Consider the following 20,778-nt stretch of genomic DNA (forward strand, 5'->3'; position numbering starts at 1 on the left):
GGGGGCTGGACGGCCGGGCGCATCACCGTCATGGCCTCGGGCTCGTCCGAGGGCTCGGGCCGTGCCTCCACCTCGGCTTCCACCTCGGCGTCCGGCTGGGCTGCGGCTTCGGCCTCGGCGTCGCCCGGTTCGTGATCGGCCGGCTCGGACTCGGTCGCCTCGCTGCCCCGCCAGATCGCGGTGTGGGGCGTGACCTCCGACGTCTTCGCAGCCGGCTCCTCGGCGGGCTTCGCCGGAACCTCGGCGTCCGGCGTGACCTCGGCGATCTCCGGCGCGACCTCGACAGGCTGGGCGGTGGCAGGCTCGGCTCCGGCTGGCGTGCCTGCGTCCTCCGCCAGCACGAGTCGGACGGCCGACGCCGGTGCCATGCCCGCGTGGAAGGGCAGCTGCACGCCCGACGCCGTTCCCTCGCTGGCACGAAGCACGACGGCGGACGCACCTTCGACGACCACGTCGGACCAGGTGCCCCCGGGGGTCGAGGTGAGCTCCTCGACCGCGTCGCCCACCGTCACGACAATGACGGCAGGGTGGCGCACGACGACGCGGGTCGTCGTGCCGCTGGTGGAGGCCAGGGCGAAGGCCGGCATGGCGGTGAAGCCACCCTCGAGGAGGGCGTGAAGGACCTCGTCGACGGTGTCGGCGGCGCCGCGCGAGAGCAGCTCCCACAGCCGCGGGAGGCGCGGGTCGTCGAGCTCGATGGCGGCGATCAGGTGGGCGGCGGGACCGCACACGCCCACAGCATCGCCGGGCGTGAAGGTCGTCGTCATCGGTTCTCCTCCAGGAAGCGGGAGCGGGGTCCGGTGGTGGCGAGCGCGCCGTCGTCGGTGTGCTCCCCGGCCAGGCGTACGACGACGACGGTCACGTTGTCGCGGCCACCGGCATCCACCGCGGCCGTCACCAGGCGACCGGCCGCGGACTCGGCGGAGGCGGTCGTGCGGTCGCGCCACAGCGCCAGGATCCCGGCGTCGTCGAGCTCGTTGGTCAGCCCGTCGGAGCAGAGCAGGAACGTGTCGCCAGGGTTCGGCGGGAAGATCCAGACGTCGGGCTCCGGGGCCGGGTCGCTGCCCAGCGAGCGCGTGACGATGTTGCGGAGCGGGTGGACCCGAGCCTGGGCGTCGGTGAGCCGGCCAGCGTCCACGAGCTCCTGGACCTCGGAGTGATCGTGGGTCAGCAGCTGCAGGCCGGTGTCGCTCAGGCGGTAGACGCGCGAGTCGCCGACGTTGAAGACCAGCCAGTGCGGAGAGCCGAAGTGGTCGACGAGCGCGATGCCGGTGAGCGTGGTGCCCATGCCATCGCGCTCGGGGTGCTCCCGGGTGTCGTCGAGCAGTGCGGTGTTGGCGGCGGCCAGGGCACGGCGTACGTCGGCGGGGGTGAGGTCGCTGCGGTCCGCGAGCACCTGGAACGCCTCGATGGTGAGTCGGCTGGCGACGTCACCGCGGGCATGGCCGCCCATGCCGTCGGCGACGATGGCCAGGTGGGTGCCGGCGAGGCAGGAGTCCTCGTTGAGCGCCCGGACCGCGCCGACATGCGACGCGGCGCCCATCTCCAGCTCCACAGTTACCCGCTCTCCCGTGTGGCGCCGGTCGGGCCGGCGCAGGGTGTCGTCCTTGGAAGGGACAGGTTTCCCTGCCGGGGCGCGACACGTCCAGTCCAGTCGGACTATAGGTCCGTGCGCGAAGGGGAGTACTCCCCGTCGACGTCTGGACCAGTTCGGGATAGGTTGTTCCGCGCTCGGATGGCTTCAAGGGGGAGCAGTGCGGACTCGGGGGATGCTGCGACGACACCGCACGACGGTGGCGTCGTGGACAGCACTGACGGTGGTCTCTGGCCTGCTCGTCGCCTACGCGGTGACCGCCGACGGCTACCCCACCCATCGTGCCGAGCTCAACGACGGCGGCATCTGGGTCACCAACCAGGCGATGGGCGCCGTGGGCCGGCAGAACGTCCCGATCGCCCAGATCGACGCGCGCGTCTTCGACGGCTCCAGCGAGAAGCGGCTGCCCGACCTCGACGTCCTGCAGGACGGGTCGGCGGTCTTCTCCGTCGACCGCGCCAACGGCAGCCTGATGCCGATCGACGTCTCGATGGGCGCCGGCCTGCAGGACCAGCGCGTTCTCGGTGGAGGCAGCAGCGCGGTCTTCGGCGGCGGCAGCCTCGGCGTCCTGGACCCCGCAACCGGCAAGCTCTGGGCCACCGTCGCCGACCCCGAGACGGGTACGTCGTCCCTCACCGACGTCTCCCGCGACGCGAGGCCGCTGGTCACCGTCGGCGACGGTGCAGTCGTGGCGGCCGGTCCCGACGGCACGCTCTACGCGGCGTCCTCGGCGAAGGGCGAGCTGGTCACGCTCCAGCGTGTGGCGGCGAGCAGCGGCTTCGGGAAGCCGGACCGGTCCCCGCTCGACGTCGAGGCCGAGGGCGGGTTCGCCGCGATGACCGTCGTCGGCGACGTGCCCGTGGTGGCGGACGCCAAGGGCAACCTGCTGACCGCCGCGGGCTCGCTGGCCAGCGTCGGTGACGGTGCGGTGCTGCAGCAGGCAGGCCCGCAGCGTGACGAGGTCCTGGTCGCGACCCCCGACTCGCTGGTCGCGGTGGCGGTCACCGACGGCGCCACCCGCACGGTCGCCGAGGTCGCCGGTGGCGGTGAGCCGGCGGCGCCCGTCGTGATGGCCAACGGGTGTGCCTTCGCCGCTTGGGGCGAGGGCGGGCAGGGCACGCTCGTCACCGCCTGTGGTGAGGGCGAGGCCGTGGTCAACCCGTTCGCCATCCAGCCCGGCGCCCAGCTGGTCTTCCGCGTCAACCGCAACCAGGTCGTCCTCAACGACGAGACCTCGGGGATGGCCTGGACGGTCGCCGATGCAGAGCCGGAGAAGATCTCCGACTGGGACGCCTTCCGCCAGGAGCCCCAGAGGAAGAAGGACGCCGACGACCACAAGACCGAGGCGGAGAGCAGCCAGCCGCCGCAGGCCGAGCCCGACGAGCTGGGCGCTCGCGACGGCCGCACGACGGTGCTCCACGTCCTGGACAACGACCGCATCGCCACGGACGGCATCCTGTCCATCGTCGAGGTCACGGAGGCCAACCAGGACGGCGTCGACGTCCGGATCGCCCCTGACCGGCAGTCGCTGCTGGCCACCGTCAGCCCCGGTGCCCGCGGCACGGCGAAGTTCCGCTACCGGATCGACGACGGCACGGAGGGCAAGACCTCGCAGGACGAGGGCGAGGTCACGCTCCACCTGCGCAGCGACCCGGGCAGCGGCAAGCCGGTGTTGCGCGACAACGCCAAGGTCCGCACGTTCCCGGTCACGGCAGGTGGCGTTGTCGAGTTCGCGGTCACGCCGGACTGGCGCGACCCCGCCTACGGCGACCCCGTCGTCGTCGACTCCGTCAAGGGCACGGGCGACCTCCGCGTGAGCACGACCGCCCTCGGCCTGGTCCGGGTCGAGGCGCCGGCCGGCAGCAAGGGCGGGGTCAGCAGGATCAGCTACGAGGTGTCGACGGGGCAGGGGTCGGTCGCGGCCACGGTTCCGCTCGAGGTCGTTCCCGCGGGCACGAGGACACTGCCCGCCCAGGCCGAGCCCGACGTCGTCTCCGGTGAGGCCGGCGCGCCCATCGTCGTGCGCCCGCTCGACAACGACATCCCCGGAGCCGACGGCTCCGAGCCGGGTGCCACGCTCGTGCTCGCCGGCCAGGTCTCGCCCACGGGTGGCCTCGAGGTCGACACGGACCTGGAGTCGGGCCGCCTCGTCGTGCGCGGCGCGACGCCGGGCAGCTACCTCCTCGACTACAACGCGGGCTTCGGTGCCGCCAAGCGCTCGCCCGGCCAGATCCGGGTCGACATCTCACCCGCGAGCACGGACTCCGACACCCCGGTCGCGACGCCCGACAACGCCAACGTGCACGGTCAGGCGCCGATGATCGTCGACGTCCTGGCCAACGACTACGACCCGAAGGGCCGGCTGCTCGTCGTGCAGAACGCACGCCCCTCGTCGGACGACACCCAGCTCGAGGTGGCCGTGGTCGACGGCCGCTGGATCCGCGTCAACGCGACCGACCCGGCGATCGCCCCGGCGAGCCAGTCGGTGACCTACACGGTCAGCAACGGTGTCAACGAGGCCACGGGCTCGATCAGCGTCACCCAGCACGAGGCCCTGACCGGCGTGGCCAACATGCCCGTCGCCCAGGTCGACCGCGTGACGGTCCGGGCGGGCGACACCGCATCGATCCCGGTGCTCGACAACGACTCCACGCCGTCCGGGGACCCCGTCGCGCTGGTCCTCGACGCCGACGCGTCGTACGTCGGTGAGTACCGCGTCCTGCCGAAGGGCAGCGGCACGGCGTACGCCTCCGGCCGTCGCGTCCGCTTCGTCGCTCCGGAGGGGCTCCGCGGCGCCGTCGACGCCGAGGTCCAGTACGTCGTCGAGAACACCGGCGACCCCACCGCGCCCACGGCTGTGGGCCTGGTCAAGGTCCACGTCACCGCTCCGCCGTCCACGACCAACCCCAACCAGGCGCCGACGCCGCGCGCGCTCGAGGGCCGCGTGGTGCAGGGCGAGAAGGTCACCCTCGCGCTGCCGCCGGTCGGCTCCGACCCGGATGGCGACTCGGTCGCCGTCACCGGCATCGAGACGCCCCCGAAGTACGGACGCATCCTGTCGTTCGGCGCCAACTCGCTGACCTACCAGGCCTACCCCGACACCGAGGGCACCGACGAGTTCCGGTACACCGTCACCGACCGCTGGGGAAAGACCGCGTCAGCCTCCGTCCGGGTCGGCGTCGTCAGGCCCGGCGACCCACAGGCCCCGCTCGCCCTCGACGACAGCCTCTTCGCCGAGCCCGGCCGCGAGGTCGACGTCGACGTCCTCGCCAACGACCTGCGGGGCCCGGGGACGCAGGTGCGGATCCTTCCGCTCGAGGCCGTCGGCCCGGGCGTCGAACTGCGCTCCGAGACCGGGCCGATCACCGTCGCTGCGCCCGAGCACAACCGCACGACGCGCGTGGTCTACACGATCACCAACGGCATCGACGAGTCGCGTGGAGTCCTGACCGTCAAGGGCCGCGACCCCTTCAACAACCCTCCGGTCGTGGAGGACGTCTACGCCACGCCCAAGCCGGGCGCAACGAGCGTCGAGGTCGACGTTCTCGGTGCGGCGTACGACGTCGACGGGCCGGAATCCGACCTCGAGCTGGTCGACGTGACCGGCGATCGGCTGAGCGCCGTCGGCGGCACCGGCGAGGCCGGTACGGACGCGGAGAGCACCGAGGATGGTCAGGTCCGGATCCAGGCCGGCAAGGTCGTCGTCCCGGTCACCGGCATCGCGCAGGTCCTGGCCTACCGGGTCTCCGATGCTGATGGCGGTGTCGCCGCGGCGGCCATCTACGTCCCGGCCAGGCCCAGCGGCGCGCCGTACCTCAAGCCCGGCGCCGAGATCACCCTCGACCCCCGGAGCTCGGTGACTGCCGACCTCGAGGACCTCGTCATCGACCCCGAGGGTGACCCGGTCCGGCTGACCACCGACGACACGATCGCCGCCTCGCCGGAGACCCGTCTCGCGGTGACGGCCCTCGACACGACCTCGCTCGAGGTGACCGCCTCCGAGGGCGAGGGACCGGGCGCGGTGATGTTCGAGGTGGCCGACCGCACCGACCTCGGAGACGCCTCGGCACACCGGGCCTACATCTCCGTGCCCGTCACCGTGGGCGAGCCCGCGCCGAAGATCACGTGCCCCACGGAAGCGGTGGAGGTGCCCGAAGGGGGCATCAGCCGCACGATCGACATCGCCACCGTGTGCCACGTCTGGACAGCGGACGCCGCCGACGCCGACGACCTGGAGTTCACCGTCGACTGGGCGCCGGACGGAGAGATCCCCGGCGTGACGCTCGCGTCTGTCGACGGCTCGGGGGTCCGCTTCGAGGCCTCGGCCCAGGTCCAGCGTGGCGCTGCAGGCCTGGTCCGGGTGGGCGTGAAGGGCCATGAGACCACGAGCTCACTGCGGGTGGTGGTCGTCGAGCAGCCCGCTCCGCGCCTCGCGCCGATCCGCCTCGACACGCAGGCCGGCAAGGCGGTCTCGGTCGACGTCGCGCCGTACGTCACCTCGCCGATCCCGAGCGAGAAGCGCGACATCACGGTCCTCTCCGCGACGCCGGTGGGTGGGGCGACGGCTGCCGTGAGCACAGCCGGTTCGAAGGTGACCTTCACGCCGAAGCAGGGCTTCGACGGCGCCATGCGCTTCCGCCTCGAGGTCAGCGATGTCGGTCCCGAGCCCGGCGCCCGGTCCACCGCCGTCGGAGACGTGCAGCTCGCCGTCGTCGACCGGCCCGACGCCCCGACCGACCTCCGGATCGGCTCGGAGATCCTCGCCAACACCGTCGCCCTGACCTGGACGACGCCGGACAACAACGGCGAGCGCATCGACCGCTACGAGGTGGCCTGGAACGGCGGCACGTTCAGCTGCCCCGGTTCGCCGTGCCGCGTGACCGGCCTCGACAACGGCAAGCCGTATGCCTTCTCCGTCAAGGCACACAACGCCGTGGGCTGGTCCGAGGCGAGCACCAAGGTGACGGGCGAGCCCGACGCCTTCACGGGCCCGGTCCGCAACCCCCGGATCCTGCTGCAGCGCAACGGCGAGATCACCGTCGCCTGGGATCCGCCGGCCAGCTGCGACTGCAGCAAGGTCCAGGAGTACCAGGTCTCCGCACCCGGCATGGGCATCCGCCGGATCCCTGCGGGCGTGACCCAGACGAAGGTGCCCGCGGTCAACGGGGAGCGGGTGACGATCACGATCGTCCCGCTCAACGCGAAGGGCATCAAGGAGAACGACGGCCCGCCGAACTCCGTGACCGGCACCGCCGCCGGTGCTCCGGCAGCGCCGGCCAGGCCCCGCCTGTCCAGCTCCAACGTCGCCGGCGGCAGCCAGAAGTCGGTCACGGTGGCGTGGTCGCCCGTGGGTGCCAACGGGCCGGGCCCGGTGAAGTACGAGGTCAGCCGAGGAGGCCGGGTCGTGTGTGCCTGGGCCACCGCCACGTCGTGCCAGGACGCCGGCATCGCCAACGACGGCACCACCTACACCTACACGGTCCGTGCCAAGAACGGCGAGGCCGACAGCCAGCGCGAGGCGACGGCGGGCGGCGCGGCGTTCCACATCTCGCCGCAGTCGCCGGGTTCCTCCATCGAGGCCTCCGCACAGCCGGCAGCACCGGTGATCAACAGCATCACCCCGACCGGCAAGGACGGCCAGGCGAAGATCGCCTTCACCGCCGGCGCCTCGCACGGCAGGTCCAACACTGTCACCTGCACGGTCGGCAGTTGCTCGTGGAGCGGCCCGCGCAGCGGCGGCTCCGGCACGATGCTGGTCACGGGGCTTCGCAACGGCGATGCCACCTCGGTCGCGCTCAAGGCGTGCAACGGCAGCAGCGACCCCGCCCTCGCCTGCAAGACCGGCTCGCCGAGGACGGTCACCACCTACGGTCCCCTTGGTGCGGTCACGCTCCAGGTGTGGCAGTCGGGCCAGCAGATCTTCTACCGGGCTTCGGCGAACCCCAACGGCAAGCCTGTGGACTTCGAGATCACGCGCCGCATGGGCCAGGGCACCGGAGGAATCGTGGTGGACAGCGGCACCTCGGGTACGAAGGCGTTCACCCGTGAGGCGGGCTGGACCGCCTCAGCCGACCGTTGGTACACGTTCTACTTCCACGTCCGTGCCGGCGCCCGGGGCGACAGGACCGTGATGAAGGAGATCCAGACCGCCCCGATGCCGAAGGAGCTCTACGCCTACGACCACACGAGCTGCCGCGCGGGCACCTCGGGGTGTGCCAGGACGGAGCTCTGCGTGAGCCTGTGCTGGACGCTCCGGATCAATTCGCAGAACTTCCCGACGCAGACGCGCTGCCAGCTGCACCGCCCCTCGACCGGGGAAGCCTTCGGGCCTTCGTGGACACAGCCCAAGGGCAGCGGCAACACCTACACGTCGTTCGCCATCGAGGACTACACGTCGTACTACGTCCAGTGCGACAACGGGACCCGCACGCAGAACCTGGGGGCCGGCAGATCGACGCGGACGTAGCGGAGGTCCGTCGAGCGGTCGACGGGTAGTACTCCCCGTCGACCGCTCGACGGAATGGCATTAAGTTGTCGCAGTACTTGCTTCACACAAGGGGGATAGTCGTGGCTTCTCGGGAGCGTCCGGGTTTCGTCCGACGGCATCGGGTGACCGTTGCGTCGTGGTCTGCGCTGGCACTGGTCTGCGGGGTCCTGGTCGCGTACGCCGTCACGGCTGACGGCTACCCGGTCCACAAGGCCGAGCTCAACGACGGCGGCATCTGGATCACCAACCAGTCGATGGGTGCCGTCGGCCGTCAGAACGTTCCGGTCGGCCAGATCGACGGCAGCGTCTTCGCCGGCGACTCCGTGACCTCGATCCCCGAGCTCGACGTCCTGCAGGACGGCTCCGCGGTCTTCTCGATCAACCGACTCTCGCGCACGGTGACCCCCATCGACGTCTCGATGGCCCAGGCGCTCGACGAGCAGGCGGTCTCGACGGCCGGGTCGTCGGCGTTCTTCGGTGGCGGCAGCCTCGGCGTCCTGGACCCCACGACCGGCAAGCTCTGGGCCACGACGGCCGATCCCGAGACCGGCACGACGTCGCTCGCCGATGTCGGCAACGAAGCCAAGCCCGTGGCCACCGTCGGTGGCGACGCCGTCGGCGCGGCCGGGCGCGACGGCACGGTCTACGCGGCGTCGACGGACGAGGGCCAGGTGGTGACGCTGGCCAGGATGTCCGGTGCGGGCTTCGACAAGCCGGCGGTGGCCGACCTCGACGCCGACTACGAGGGCGCGCTGGAGGCGATGACGGTGGTCGGCGACGTGCCGGTCCTCCTCGACGACAAGGGCAACCTCTTCACCGCGTCGGAGTGGCTGGGCAACGTGGGCACGGACGCGCGCCTCCAGCAGGCCGGTCCGAGCGCCGACGAGGTCTACGTGGCGACGCCTGACGAGCTCGTGGCAGTCGCCGTCGAGGGCGGCGAGAAGCGCACCATCGCCGAGGGCGGCGGAGATGCCGCCGCACCGGTGCGGATGTCCAACGGCTGTGCCTTCGCCGCCTGGGGCAGCGGCGAGCGCGGCACGATCGCGTCGGCCTGCGGTGATGCCGAGGCCGAGGTGCACACCTTCACGATCGAGGACGGCGCCGAGCTGGTCTTCCGCACCAACCGCAACCAGATCGTCCTCAACGACCAGAAGTCCGGCATGACCTGGCAGGTCACCGACTCCGAGCCGAAGCTGATCTCCAACTGGGACGCGTACCGCGAGCAGCCCCAGAAGAAGAAGGACAAGGACACCCACAAGACCAAGGCGAAGACCAACCAGCCGCCGGAGGCGAAGCCCGACGACCTGGGCGCGCGTAGCGGCCGGTCCACCATCCTCAACGTCCTCGACAACGACCTGATCGCCTCCGACGGCATCCTGTCGATCGTCGACGTGAAGGGCGTGACCAACGACTCCGTCGAGGTCCGTATCGCTCCCGACCGCCAGTCGCTGCTGGCGACGGTGGCGCCGGGTGCGGGCGGCACGGCCAAGTTCCGCTACACGATCTCTGACGGCCAGGGCGGCAAGACCTCGCAGGACGACGGCGAGGTGACCCTCAAGATCCGTGACGACGCCGGCAGCGGCAAGCCCCGCCTGCGCGAGAACGTCGAGTCCCGCACGTACCCCGTCGCCTCGGGCGGCGTCGTCGAGCTGGCGGTGACTCCGGACTGGCGCGACCCCGACTACGGCGACCCGGTCGTGGTCGAGTCGGTCGACGCGAAGGACCTCGAGGTCAGCACGACGGCGCTCGGCATGATCAGGGTCGAGGCCCCGACGGGCACCAAGGGTGGCCTCCACACCGTCGACTACACGGTGACCACCGGCGAGGGGAGCGTGCCCGGCAAGGCCCGCGTGCAGGTGGTGCCGGCGGGCAAGGAGACCGTGCCGGCGAAGGCCGAGCCCGATGTCGCCGCTGGCGAGGTCAATGGCCCGATCACGATCAAGCCGCTCGACAACGACGTCCCGGGTGCCGACGGCTCCGACCCCGGAGCCCACCTGGCGCTGGCGGGTCGCGTGGCACCGGTCGGCGGCCTGCAGGTCGCGTCCGACCTGGAGTCCGGTCGCCTCACGGTCACCGGATCGCAGCCGGGCACCTACTTCCTCAGCTACCGCGCCGGCTTCGGCGCGGCGGACCGCGACGACGGCCAGATCCGGGTCGACATCACGCCGGCGACGCCCGAGGGTGATCGCCCGGTCGCGACCCCCGACACCACCGCGGTGCACGGGCTGTCGCCGGTGACCGTCGACGTCCTGGCCAACGACTTCGACCCGCGCGGCCGGATGCTCGTCGTCCAGAACGCGAAGCCCTCCGACCCCGAGAGCCAGCTCGAGGTGGCGGTCATCGACGGCCGCTGGGTCCGCGTCAACGCCATCGACGGCCAGATGACGCCGCGTAGCCAGTCGGTCACCTACACGATCAGCAACGGCGACGCCACGGCCGAGGGGTCGATCAACGTCACCCAGCGGGAGCCGCTCAGCGGCAAGGCCAACTCGCCGGTTCCCCAGGTCGACCGGATCACGGTCCGCGCCGGTGACACGGCCGCTGCCCCCGTCCTCGACAACGACGCCACGCCGTCCGGCGACCCGGTGGGCCTCCTTCTCGACGTCAACTCCGCCACGCTCGGTGAGCTCCGTGTCCTCGGTCCGGCCGACACGGACCTCGGCACGGCCTACGTCGCCGGCCGCCAGGTGCGCTACGTCGCACCCGACGAGGTCACCGGCGCCCTCGACGTCGAGGTGCCCTACGTCGTGGAGAACACCGGCGATCCGTCCGCCGATCCCTCGGTGGGCCTGCTCAAGGTCCACGTGACGCCGCCGCCGGCGCCGAAGAACCCCAACCTGGTCCCCACCCCGCGCACGCTCGAGGGCCGCGTGGTCCAGGGCGACCTGGTCACGCTCAAGCTGCCCCCCGTGGGCTCGGACCCCGACGGTGACTCGGTCGCCGTGACCGGCGTGGCCACCGCGCCGAAGCTCGGCCGGATCATGGCGTTCGGCGCCAACTCGCTGACCTTCCAGGCGTATCCCGACGCCGTCGGCACCGATGAGTTCAGCTACGAGGTCACCGACCAGTATGGCGAGAAGGCGACCGGCACCGTCCGCGTCGGCGTTGTCCAGGCGGGCGAGCCCCAGGCCCCCCTCGCGATCAACGACGTCTGGTTCGCCGACCCCGACAACACCGTCGACATCGACGTCCTCGGCAACGACCTGCGCACGCCGGGCACCCGCGTGGAGATCCTGCCGCTCGAGGACAAGGGCCAGGACGTCCGTCTCCGGTCCGACCAGGGTCCGCTCAGCGTCGACGCTCCGGACCACAACGCCGACCGCAACGTCACCTACACGATCAGCAACGGGCTCGCGGAGTCCCGTGGCGTCGTCACGGTGAAGGGCCGCGACGGCTACAACAACCCGCCGGTCACCCACGACCTCTTCGCGTCCCCCAAGGCGGGCGCCGGCACCGTCGAGGTCGACGTGCTCGCGGCGGTCTTCGACGTCGACGGGCCCGAGAGCGAGCTGGAGCTGAAGGATCTCTCCGGTGTCGCCACCGACGAGGAGACCAGCGCCCGGATCACCGGCGGCAAGGCCGTCATCCCGGTCAAGGACGTCGCACAGGTGCTGGCCTACCGCGTCGTCGACGGCGAGGGCGCGGCCGCCGCTGCGGCCATCTACGTCCCGGCCCGTCCGACCGGTGCGCCGTACCTCAAGCCCGGCGCGGAGATCAAGCTCCAGCCCGGCGAGACGAAGGACGTCGACCTCAGCGAGCTGGTCGAGGACCCCGAGGGCGACGACGTCGTGCTGACCACGGCCGACGGGATCACCGCCTCTCCGATCGAACGTCTCTCGGTCAGGGGTGCCGACAAGGACACCCTCACGGTCAGTGCGACGAAGAGCGAGGGGCCCGGTTCGGTGGTCTTCGAGGTCTCCGACCGCGCGAAGCTCTCCGACCCCGAAGCGCACACGGCGTACATCTCGGTGCCGGTCCAGGTCGGCGAGCTCAAGCCCGTCATCAACTGCCCCACCGTGCCGATCGAGGTCCCCGAGGGTGGCGTCAGCAGGTCGCTCGACGTGGCCTCCATCTGCCACGTGTGGACCGCCGATCCCGCGGAGGCGGACGAGCTCGAGTTCACCGCCGACTGGAAGCAGGAGGTCAACGGCGTCGAGGTCTCGACCGACGACGGTCTGGTGCAGCTCGTGGCGAGCGGCGACGCCCGCCGCGGCGACACCGGTGTCATCTCCGTGGGCGCGAAGGGGCACGACGCCACGGGTGAGCTCCACGTGGAGGTCATCGCGCTCCCCGACGCGAAGCTCGCGCCGATCCGCCTCGACACCGAGGCGACCAAGGCGGTCACGGTCGACGTCGCGCAGTACGTCACCTCGCCGCTCCCGTCGAGCACGCGCGAGATCAAGGTCATGCACGCAGGCGCCCTCGGAGGCAATGCATCGGCAGCGACCGAGATCTCGGGCTCCAAGGTCACCTTCACGCCGAAGCCGGACACCGACGGCATCATGCGCTACCGCCTCGAGGTCAGCGACGTCGGCGGCAGCACGTCGAGCGGGCGCGCATTGGCGACCGGTGAGGTCGTCCTGGCCGTCGTCGCACGTCCGGATGCGCCGAAGGGTCTCGTCGCCGGCCAGGAGATGCTGGCCAACACGGTCGCGCTCACGTGGCAGACGCCGGACAACAACGGCAAGCGCATCGACGGCTACGAGGTGGAGTACAAGGGGCCGAGCAACGGCATCTTCACCTGTGCCGGCCCGCCGTGCCGTGTCACCGGGCTCACCAATGGCGATCCCTACACGTTCCGCGTGCGGGCGCACAACGCAACCGAGCAGAACGGTGGCTGGTCGGAGTGGAGCAACTCCGCCAAGGCGACGCCCGATGCGCTCACCGGCCCGCCGCTCAACCCTGAGGTCGTCCTCCAGCGCGACCAGGCGCTCACGGTGCGGTGGCAGCCGCCAGCTGCGTGTGACTGCAGCGACGTCCAGACCTACCGTGTCTCCTGGCCCGGCGGCGTCAAGGACTTCGGCCCCGGCACGCTCCAGCACACGCTCCCGGCGCCCAACGGCGACGAGATCACGGTCAAGATCATGGCGCTCAACAAGAAGGGCGTGCAGAACAACAACGGCCCCTCCACGAGCGTCACCGGCACCGGTGCGGGCAAGCCCGCCGCCCCGGGCGCTCCCTCGCTGGCACCGACGAACCGAGGAGACAACGCGTCGAAGGCGATCGGGATCTCCTGGTCGCCCGTGGGTGCCAATGGTCCGGGCCCGGTCTCCTACGAGGTCCGGCGCACGGGCGGTCCCGGAGAGACCGTGGTCTGCGCCTGGATCACCGCGACCTCCTGCGCGGACGACGTGACCAACGACGGCACGATCTACACCTACGCCGTGCGCGCCAAGAACACCGAGGCCGACTCGTCCCGTGAGACGACCGACGCCGGCAAGGCGATGCACATCTCGTCGTACGGCAGTGGCACCGCGATCGAGGCCTCGGCACCGCCGGCAGCCCCGGTCATCGAGAGCGTGACCCCCACGGGTGTGGACCAGACGGTCCGGATCACCTTCCGGGTGGGGGCCTCGCACGGTGCCGCCAACAACGTCACCTGCTCCTACAACGGTGGGGCCACCTGTGGCTCCTGGGCCACGAGCTTCAACAAGGCCGGTGAGCCGACGCAGACCCGGACCATCCAGGTCGGTGCGAATGGTGCCGACTCCGCGATCACCCTCCGGGCGTGCAACGGCGGGCAGGCGAACCTCTGTGCCAGCTCCAACACGATGAGCGTCCGGCCCTACGGCCCGGTGCGTGCTCCGAGCACCTTCACGGCAGAACCCACCACCGGGTCCCGCGGTGACCGGACCACGAGCTGGAGGCTCCAGGGCGACGCGAACGGTGCGCCGATCAGGTGGACCGTCACCAGCTCGGCGACGGGCCGCAGCTGGTCGGGCACCTCGGGCGACAACGGCTACAGCGCATCCGAGGGCGAGACGCTGGACTACAACACCGGCGTCCGTTACACGGTCACCATCCGGGATGTCGACGACGGCCGAGACACGAACCGTGGCGCTACGCCGAGCGTCACCTCCAACCGTGCCGAGACCGGCGGGCCGAACCTCAGCGTCTCGGTCACCAAGGGACGCGACTGCTCCGAGCGGCCGTGCACCGGTGCGGTCGTCCCGTGCCAGGGCACCTGCTGGTACATCGTGATCCACACCAGTGGCTTCAGCGGCGGTGTGAGCTGCTCGTACCACAGCGCCTCCGACGGCAGCAGGATCACGCAGAGCAACTGGACCCAGGGCGGCAACGACTCGCGTGAGTCGTGGTGGTGGGCCGGTGACCCGAACAGCTTCTTCATCAAGTGCGACGGCCCAGGCTCTGAGTCCGATCGGTCGCCCAATGCCTGGTGACCGTCGCCGTGCACCGAGTCCACCCGCTCGCTCCTCAGGAGAACCGATGAAAGCCCCACGCCCGCTCGTCACCATGGCTGCCCTGCTGCTCGCGCTCGTCGGGCTCACGGTGCTCAGCGCGCCGGCGCAGGCCACCGGCGTACCCGCCGTGCGTTCGCTGCGTGTGGTCAGCCAGGTCGACCACGCGGCGAAGGTCGCCTGGGCGGCGCCTGACACCTCGCGCGTGGTCGCGCGCTACCGCATCGCGTGGGGCGACCGGGTCGTGCGGCTCGCCCCCTCGGCCCGCTCGTACGTCGTCCAGGGGCTCCGCAACGGGGCGGCGACGACGGTCAGCGTCCGCCCCGTCTACCGGTCGGGCGCCCTCGGTGACCGTCGGGCAGTCCAGGCGATGGGCGCGGCGAAGCCCGGTACGCCGGGCGCGCCCAGCCTTGCGGGCACGGACGTCAACGGAGGTGGGCAGAAGGTGGTCGCCATCTCCTGGGGCCCAGTGGCCGCCAACGGCCCCGCTCCGGTCCAGTACCGCGTGCGCCGGACCAGCCCGTCGGGCACGACCGTGGTCTGCGACTGGACCACGGCCACCTCGTGCAGCAACACGTTCGTCAACGACGGTGCCGTCCACACGTTCCAAGTCCGGGCCCGCAACGCCGAGGCGACGTCCGCACGTGCGGCAGGGCACCGGATGGACTACATCTCCCCGCTCGGCGCCGGCCGTTCGCTCACTGCCTACGGCCCGATCGGTGCGGTCAGCCTCGGCGTGACCACGGGGCCGGGTACTCCTCCCACGGGCCAGTGGTCGTTCTCGATCGTGCCCAACGGCGCCCCGGCGTCGTGGGTGCTCAAGCGCAACGGAGTCACCGTCTCGACGGGCTCGACCGGCACCGCGCCGCACGCGTCCTCGGGCACGTCGTCCCTCTCTGCAGGGACGACCTACACCTACACGCTGACGGTGAGCGACAGCGCCCGCGGTCGCGCGAGCAAGACCGTCCAGAAGACGATCACCGCCCCGGCTGAGCCGACGATCACTGCGGCCAAGGGAGCGGCGTGCGGTGGCGACGGCACGACCTGTGCGGGCGCCTCCGTGCCCTGCTCCAGCACCTGCTGGTACATCACGGCGTTCGCGTCGAACTTCGCCAGCAGCGCCACCTGTGGAGCTTTCCTCGCCGACGGAACGCCGATCGGCACCACGTGGTCCCAGTCCAACGGCGCCAAGCAGACGCAGAGTTGGGCCGGTCCCGGCACGACCTTCTACGTCGCGTGCGGCAACGGCGCCCGTTCCGGCACGTACACCTTCTGACCGCCAGCACCCTCGACCCTCCCCATCCCTCTCAGGAGAATCCGATGTCCCTCACCCCCGACCAGGCCCAGTGGTTCAGCCAGACGTTCGACGCGATGGCCGACAACGTCGAGAAGGCCGTCCTCGGCAAGCGTCACATCGTGAAGCTCGCCCTGACCTGTCTCCTCGCCGAGGGCCACCTCCTGCTGGAGGACTACCCGGGCACCGGCAAGACCCAGATGGCCCGCGCGCTGGCCAACACGATCCAGGGCACGAACTCCCGCATCCAGTTCACCCCGGACCTGCTGCCCTCCGACGTCACCGGTGTGACCGTCTACGACCAGAACAAGGGCGTCTTCGAGTTCCACCCCGGCCCGATCTTCCACAGCATCGTGCTCGCCGACGAGATCAACCGCGCCTCGCCCAAGACGCAGTCCGCTCTGCTCGAGGTCATGGAGGAGGGCCGGGTGACCGTCGACGGCACGACCCACGACGCCGGCAAGCCGTTCATGGTCATCGCCACGCAGAACCCCATCGAGCAGGCCGGCACCTACCGCCTTCCCGAGGCGCAGCTGGACCGGTTCCTCATGAAGACCTCCGTGGGCTACCCCGACGAGGCCAACACCGTCGACCTGCTGCTCAACGCCTCGGTCCGCGACCGCGCGACGCTGGTGGAGCCGATCATCACCTCGGCCACCGTGGCCCAGATGGCCGAGCTCGGTGACAAGGTCCACGTCGACGCCGCGATCGTCCGCTACGTCTCGCAGCTCGCCGAGGAGTCGCGCCGTCACCCGCATGTCAAGCTCGGCCTCTCCGTCCGCGGCTGCCTCGCCTACGTCCGTACGGCGAAGGTGTGGGCGCTGGCCGACGGTCGTGACCACCTGATCCCCGACGACATCAAGGACCTGGCCGTCCCGGTGCTCTGCCACCGCCTGCTGCTCGACGCGGAGGCGCAGTTCAACGGCGTGACCGTCGAGCAGGTCATCAGCCAGCTCCTCGAGGACGTCACCCCGCCGAGCGAGCGGGTCGCCTGAACCCATGGGCAAGCTGACGGGGAAGCGCGCGGCGAGGTCGGACCGCGGTCCGGACGTGCTGCGCGCCCGCGCACGTACGGCGCTGGGCAAGGTCGCGCCCGCGCTCGGGTCGGCGCGGGAGAAGGCGGCAGCCGTGGCGGGGCCTGTGCGCACGCGCCTCGGCCCTGCGTGGGCCACGGTCACGCCGGCCGCGCGTGCGCTGCTGCTGATCTGCGTGGCTGCGTGGCTCGGTGCGGCGTTCGGTGGCTGGGAGGAGATGGCCATCGTCGCGGCCGGCATCGTGACCCTGCTGGTCCTGGCCGCGCTCTTCATGGTGGGCCACACCAACCTCGAGGTGAAGCTCACGACCGAGCCGCCCCGGGTCACCGTGGGAGACCCGGTGACCGGTGAGGTCGAGGTCCGCAACCAGGCCAAGACCCCGCTGCTCCCCGTGCGGCTCGAGCTGCCGGTCGGCCGGGGCGGCGTCGCCTTCGACCTGCCGGCGCTGCGGCCGGGCAACACCCACGCCGAGCTCTTCGTCGTCCCGACCGAACGCCGTGGCGTCATCGAGGTCGGGCCGGTCACCACCGGTCGCGGCGACCCGTTGGGCCTCTTCCGCCGCGAGGTGACCTGGTCGGAGGTCCACGAGATCTTCGTGCACCCCGTCATCACGCCGCTCGAGCCCCTCGGCGCGGGCCTGATCCGCGACCTCGAGGGCAACACCTCGGAGAACATCTCCCAGAGCGACCTCGCCTTCCACGCGCTGCGCGAGTACGCGCCGGGCGACGACCTGCGGCACATCCACTGGCGCTCCTCGGCGCGCCACGGGCAGCTGCTCGTCCGCCAGTTCCTCGACACACGCCGCTCGCACCTCAACATCGTGGTCGACAGCGACCCTGCGTCGTACCGCGACGAAGAGGACTTCGAGCTGGCGATCAGTGCCGCCGCATCGCTCCTGGTGCGCGCGATCATGGACGGCTACGACGCGACGTTCCTCTGCGGTGAGCACGCGATGACCCGTGGCACCGGTCGCTCGGCGCTCGATGCCTGCTCCCGGGCCGAGCTCTCGAAGCACCGGTTCGTCGACGTGGCCGGGCGCGGCTCGCGGCTCGCGCCCGACACCAGCCTGGTCTGCCTCGTCACGGGCCCGCACGCACCGTTCACGACGCTCCAGCGCGCAGCGGCCCACTTCCCGATCGAGGTCGGCACGATTGCGATGGTCGTCGACCCGACCGCGTCGGCGTCGCTGAAGTCGGTCGCCGACCTTCCTCTCCTGACGCTCGGCGCACTGTCCGAGCTCCCCGGCCTGCTGAAGTGGGGTCTGTGATGCGCACGGGTTCGATCGTCCCGACCGGGCGTGGCCTGGTCGACCTGCTCTTCGTGCTCGTGCTCGGCACGATCGCGATGGTCGGCTTTCAGGACACCTTCCACGGCTGGACCTTTCTCCTCGCGGGCCTGCTCGGCCTGCTCCTCGGTGCGCTGCTGGCGCACCTCGCGGCGGAGTTCGCCCAGCCCTTCGTCGTGCTGGCGCTCTTCGTGGTCGTCGCGTTCTTCCTGCTCGGCGGCGCTGTCGCGGGTCCGGAGAGCGCGACCGCTGCGCTCCCGCTGCCCGACACCCTCGTCGACCTCGCCGACAAGTCCGTCCACGGCTGGAAGGAGCTCCTCACGACGCTCCCGCCCGTGGACGGGGGCCCGCTGCTGGCGCTGCCGTACCTCCTCGGGCTCGTCGCGGGCGCCGGCACCCTGACGCTCGCGCGTCGCCTGCGCTCGGCGTACCTCCCGCTCGTCGGGTCGCTCGCGCTCCTCGCGTCGGTGATCCTGCTCGGCGTCCAGCACGCCACCCACCTGGTCGTGATCGGCCTGCTCTTCGCCGCCGTGGGAGTCGCCTGGGTCGTGGTCCGTGCGCGGCGCCTGTCGCAGACGGTGACCATCGGCAGCCGCAACACCAGCCGCGTCCTCATGGGTGCCGGCCTCTGCGGTGCAGCGGCCCTGGGCGCTGTCGTCGTCGGCCCGCACCTGCCCGGCACAGGGGAGGAGCGCACGGTCCTGCGCACGTGGATCGAGCCGCCCTTCGACGTCGGCCAGTACCCTTCCCCGCTCGCCTCCTTCCGCAAGCACACCGAGAAGTACGCCGGCCCGCCGTCGTACAAGCTCTGGGACAAGACGCTGCTGGAGGTCGACGGCCTGCCCGAGGGCACACGCGTGCGCTTCGCGGGCATGGACAGCTACAACGGGATCGTCTTCGGCGCCGCCAACGAGTCGGGCACCGAGCCGGGCAACGCCGACACGTTCCAGAAGGTCGGCTCCGTCATCGACAACCCGGTCCGGGGCAAGGAGGTCCAGGCGAAGGTCACCGTCGGTGAGGCCTATCGCAGCGTCTGGTTGCCGGAGGCGGGCGCGCTCACCGGACTGGAGCTCGGCAAGGGCCTGGCGGACCAGACCGACGCGTTCCGCTACAACCTGGCCACCAACACCGGCGTCGTGCCGGGTGGCATCGAGCCCGGCGACACCTACGCGTTCACCGCGGTGCTGCCCGAGGACGGGCTGGAGAAGGGCCTCACCACCTGGGAGGGCTCGCTGCCCGGTATCGAGGCCGCCAACCGGTTCTCGGAGCTGGCCGGCCAGCTCGCCGGCCCCGAGGTCACCGGGCCGCTGGAGCGGGTGCTCGCCATCGCGGAGGAGATGAAGACGTCGGGCAAGTACACCGACGGCGGTGACGGCGCCGAGCAGTTCCGCCCCGGCCACTCGCTGGCACGCCTCAGCGAGTTCACCGCGGCCGACCGGCAGATGGCCGGCAACGACGAGCAGTACGCCGCGATGATGGCGATCCTCGCGAACCAGGCCGGCGTCCCCGCCCGGGTCGCGATGGGCGCGAAGGTGCCCGAGGACGGCGTCATCAAGGGCAAGCACGTCGAAGCGTGGGTCGAGCTGCGTGCCGCCGACGGCACCTGGCGCACCCTCCCGCGCGAGAGGTTCATGGGAGACACCCCGCCCGAGCAGGAGACCCCGCAGCAGAAGAAGCTCGTTGCTGGCAAGGTCATCCCGCCGCCCGCGCCGGTCCGTCCGCCCTCGAGCGCCGGTGACCCCGTCGAGGACAGCCTCGACCGGCTCGACCAGCACCGCGAGTCAGACTTCGAGATCCCCGGCTGGGTCTTCTGGATCCTGAAGTGGATCGTCCTGCCCCTGCTGCTGGTCGCGGCCGTGCTCGGGCTGATCATCTTCCTGAAGAAGCGGCGCACCCGCCTCCGTCGTACGACAGGCACGGCGGCGGCCCGCGTCGCGGCCGCCTGGCGCGACTTGCTGGACCATGCCCGCGACCACGGCCACGCCGTCAGCGGCCGGGCCACGCGACGCGAGCAGGCAGCCGCGATCCCGGTCGAGGGCCTGGCCCCGCTCGCTCGCCTCGCCAACGCCGGCACCTTCGGCCGGACGGAGCCGACCGACGAGCAGGCCGAGGACTTGTGGAAGCAGGTCGACGCCCAGCGCACACGCATGGTCGAGCCGCTCAGCCGGCTGCAGCGGTGGAAGGTGGCGCTCAACCTGACCAGTTTCCGGCCGCTGTCGCGGAGCTGACGCACACCACGGCGTACGACGAAGGCCCGCCGTTCCCCGAGAGGGGAGCGGCGGGCCTTGTGCGTGGTCGGGAGGTCTCAGCCGAAGTGGCAGACGTAGTGCAGGGTCTCGGTCGTCTCGATGTCGAAGGACGAGTCGCCGGGCACGTCGAAGGACTGCCCGCCGGTGTAGTCGGTCCACTCGTCGGAGCCGGCGAGGCGGACGCGGCAGGTGCCGGCGACGAGCTCCATGACCTCCGGCGCACCGGTGGTGAAGACGAGCTGCGAGGGCAGGATGACGCCGACGGACTTCTTCGTGCCGTCCTCCAGCACGATGTTGTGGGAGACGCACTTGCCGTCGAAGTAGACGTTGGCCTGCTTGATCACGGAGACGTTGTCGAACTGGGTCACGCCCCCGATCCTACGGCCGTACGCCGGGGCCCCGCCGCCGACGTCCGC

The 20,778-nt window shown here is 71.3% G+C and carries 9 protein-coding genes; 6 read left to right on the plus strand and 3 right to left on the minus strand.

Annotated features, from left to right (window positions below; all coding sequences use genetic code 11):
- Positions 1–767 (minus strand): hypothetical protein (locus tag VLF38_RS07600; RefSeq protein ID WP_325270670.1); only part of this gene is annotated, 767 nt, incomplete at its 3' end.
- Positions 764–1,543, minus strand: a complete 780-nt coding sequence (locus VLF38_RS07605) for a PP2C family protein-serine/threonine phosphatase (protein ID WP_325270671.1) — start codon at positions 1,541–1,543, stop codon at positions 764–766. The genes VLF38_RS07605 and VLF38_RS07600, both read right to left, overlap by 4 nt.
- Before the next feature lie 226 nt (positions 1,544–1,769).
- Here VLF38_RS07605 and VLF38_RS07610 point away from each other — a divergent pair, with 226 nt between their 5' ends.
- The 6 genes from VLF38_RS07610 to VLF38_RS07635 all read left to right on the plus strand — a co-directional run bounded on the left by VLF38_RS07610 (position 1,770) and on the right by VLF38_RS07635 (position 20,341).
- The gene (locus VLF38_RS07610; RefSeq protein ID WP_325270672.1) at positions 1,770–8,060 is read left to right on the plus strand and encodes an Ig-like domain-containing protein; all 6,291 of its coding nucleotides are present in this window, start codon (positions 1,770–1,772) and stop codon (positions 8,058–8,060) included.
- A 101-nt stretch (positions 8,061–8,161) separates the two neighbouring features.
- The gene (locus tag VLF38_RS07615) at positions 8,162–14,482 is read left to right on the plus strand and encodes an Ig-like domain-containing protein (protein ID WP_325270673.1); all 6,321 of its coding nucleotides are present in this window, start codon (positions 8,162–8,164) and stop codon (positions 14,480–14,482) included.
- Positions 14,483–14,528: 46 nt separating this feature from the next.
- Positions 14,529–15,776, plus strand: a complete 1,248-nt coding sequence (locus tag VLF38_RS07620) for a hypothetical protein (RefSeq protein WP_325270674.1) — start codon at positions 14,529–14,531, stop codon at positions 15,774–15,776.
- 44 nt (positions 15,777–15,820) lie between these two features.
- Positions 15,821–16,789 (plus strand): MoxR family ATPase, encoded by a 969-nt coding sequence (locus VLF38_RS07625; protein WP_325270675.1) that lies wholly within the window; start codon positions 15,821–15,823, stop codon positions 16,787–16,789.
- A gap of 4 nt (positions 16,790–16,793) precedes the next feature.
- The gene (locus VLF38_RS07630; RefSeq protein ID WP_325270676.1) at positions 16,794–18,095 is read left to right on the plus strand and encodes a DUF58 domain-containing protein; all 1,302 of its coding nucleotides are present in this window, start codon (positions 16,794–16,796) and stop codon (positions 18,093–18,095) included.
- Positions 18,095–20,341, plus strand: a complete 2,247-nt coding sequence (locus tag VLF38_RS07635; RefSeq protein ID WP_325270677.1) for a transglutaminase-like domain-containing protein — start codon at positions 18,095–18,097, stop codon at positions 20,339–20,341. Before VLF38_RS07630 ends, VLF38_RS07635 begins: the two co-directional genes overlap by 1 nt.
- A gap of 77 nt (positions 20,342–20,418) precedes the next feature.
- On the opposite strand, the gene VLF38_RS07640 is transcribed toward VLF38_RS07635, so the two are convergent.
- Positions 20,419–20,730 (minus strand): pyrimidine/purine nucleoside phosphorylase, encoded by a 312-nt coding sequence (locus VLF38_RS07640; protein ID WP_325270678.1) that lies wholly within the window; start codon positions 20,728–20,730, stop codon positions 20,419–20,421.
- Between the last annotated feature and the right edge of the window lie 48 nt (positions 20,731–20,778).

The sequence above is a fragment of the Nocardioides sp. genome (assembly GCF_035481145.1).
Lineage (GTDB): Bacteria > Actinomycetota > Actinomycetes > Propionibacteriales > Nocardioidaceae > Nocardioides.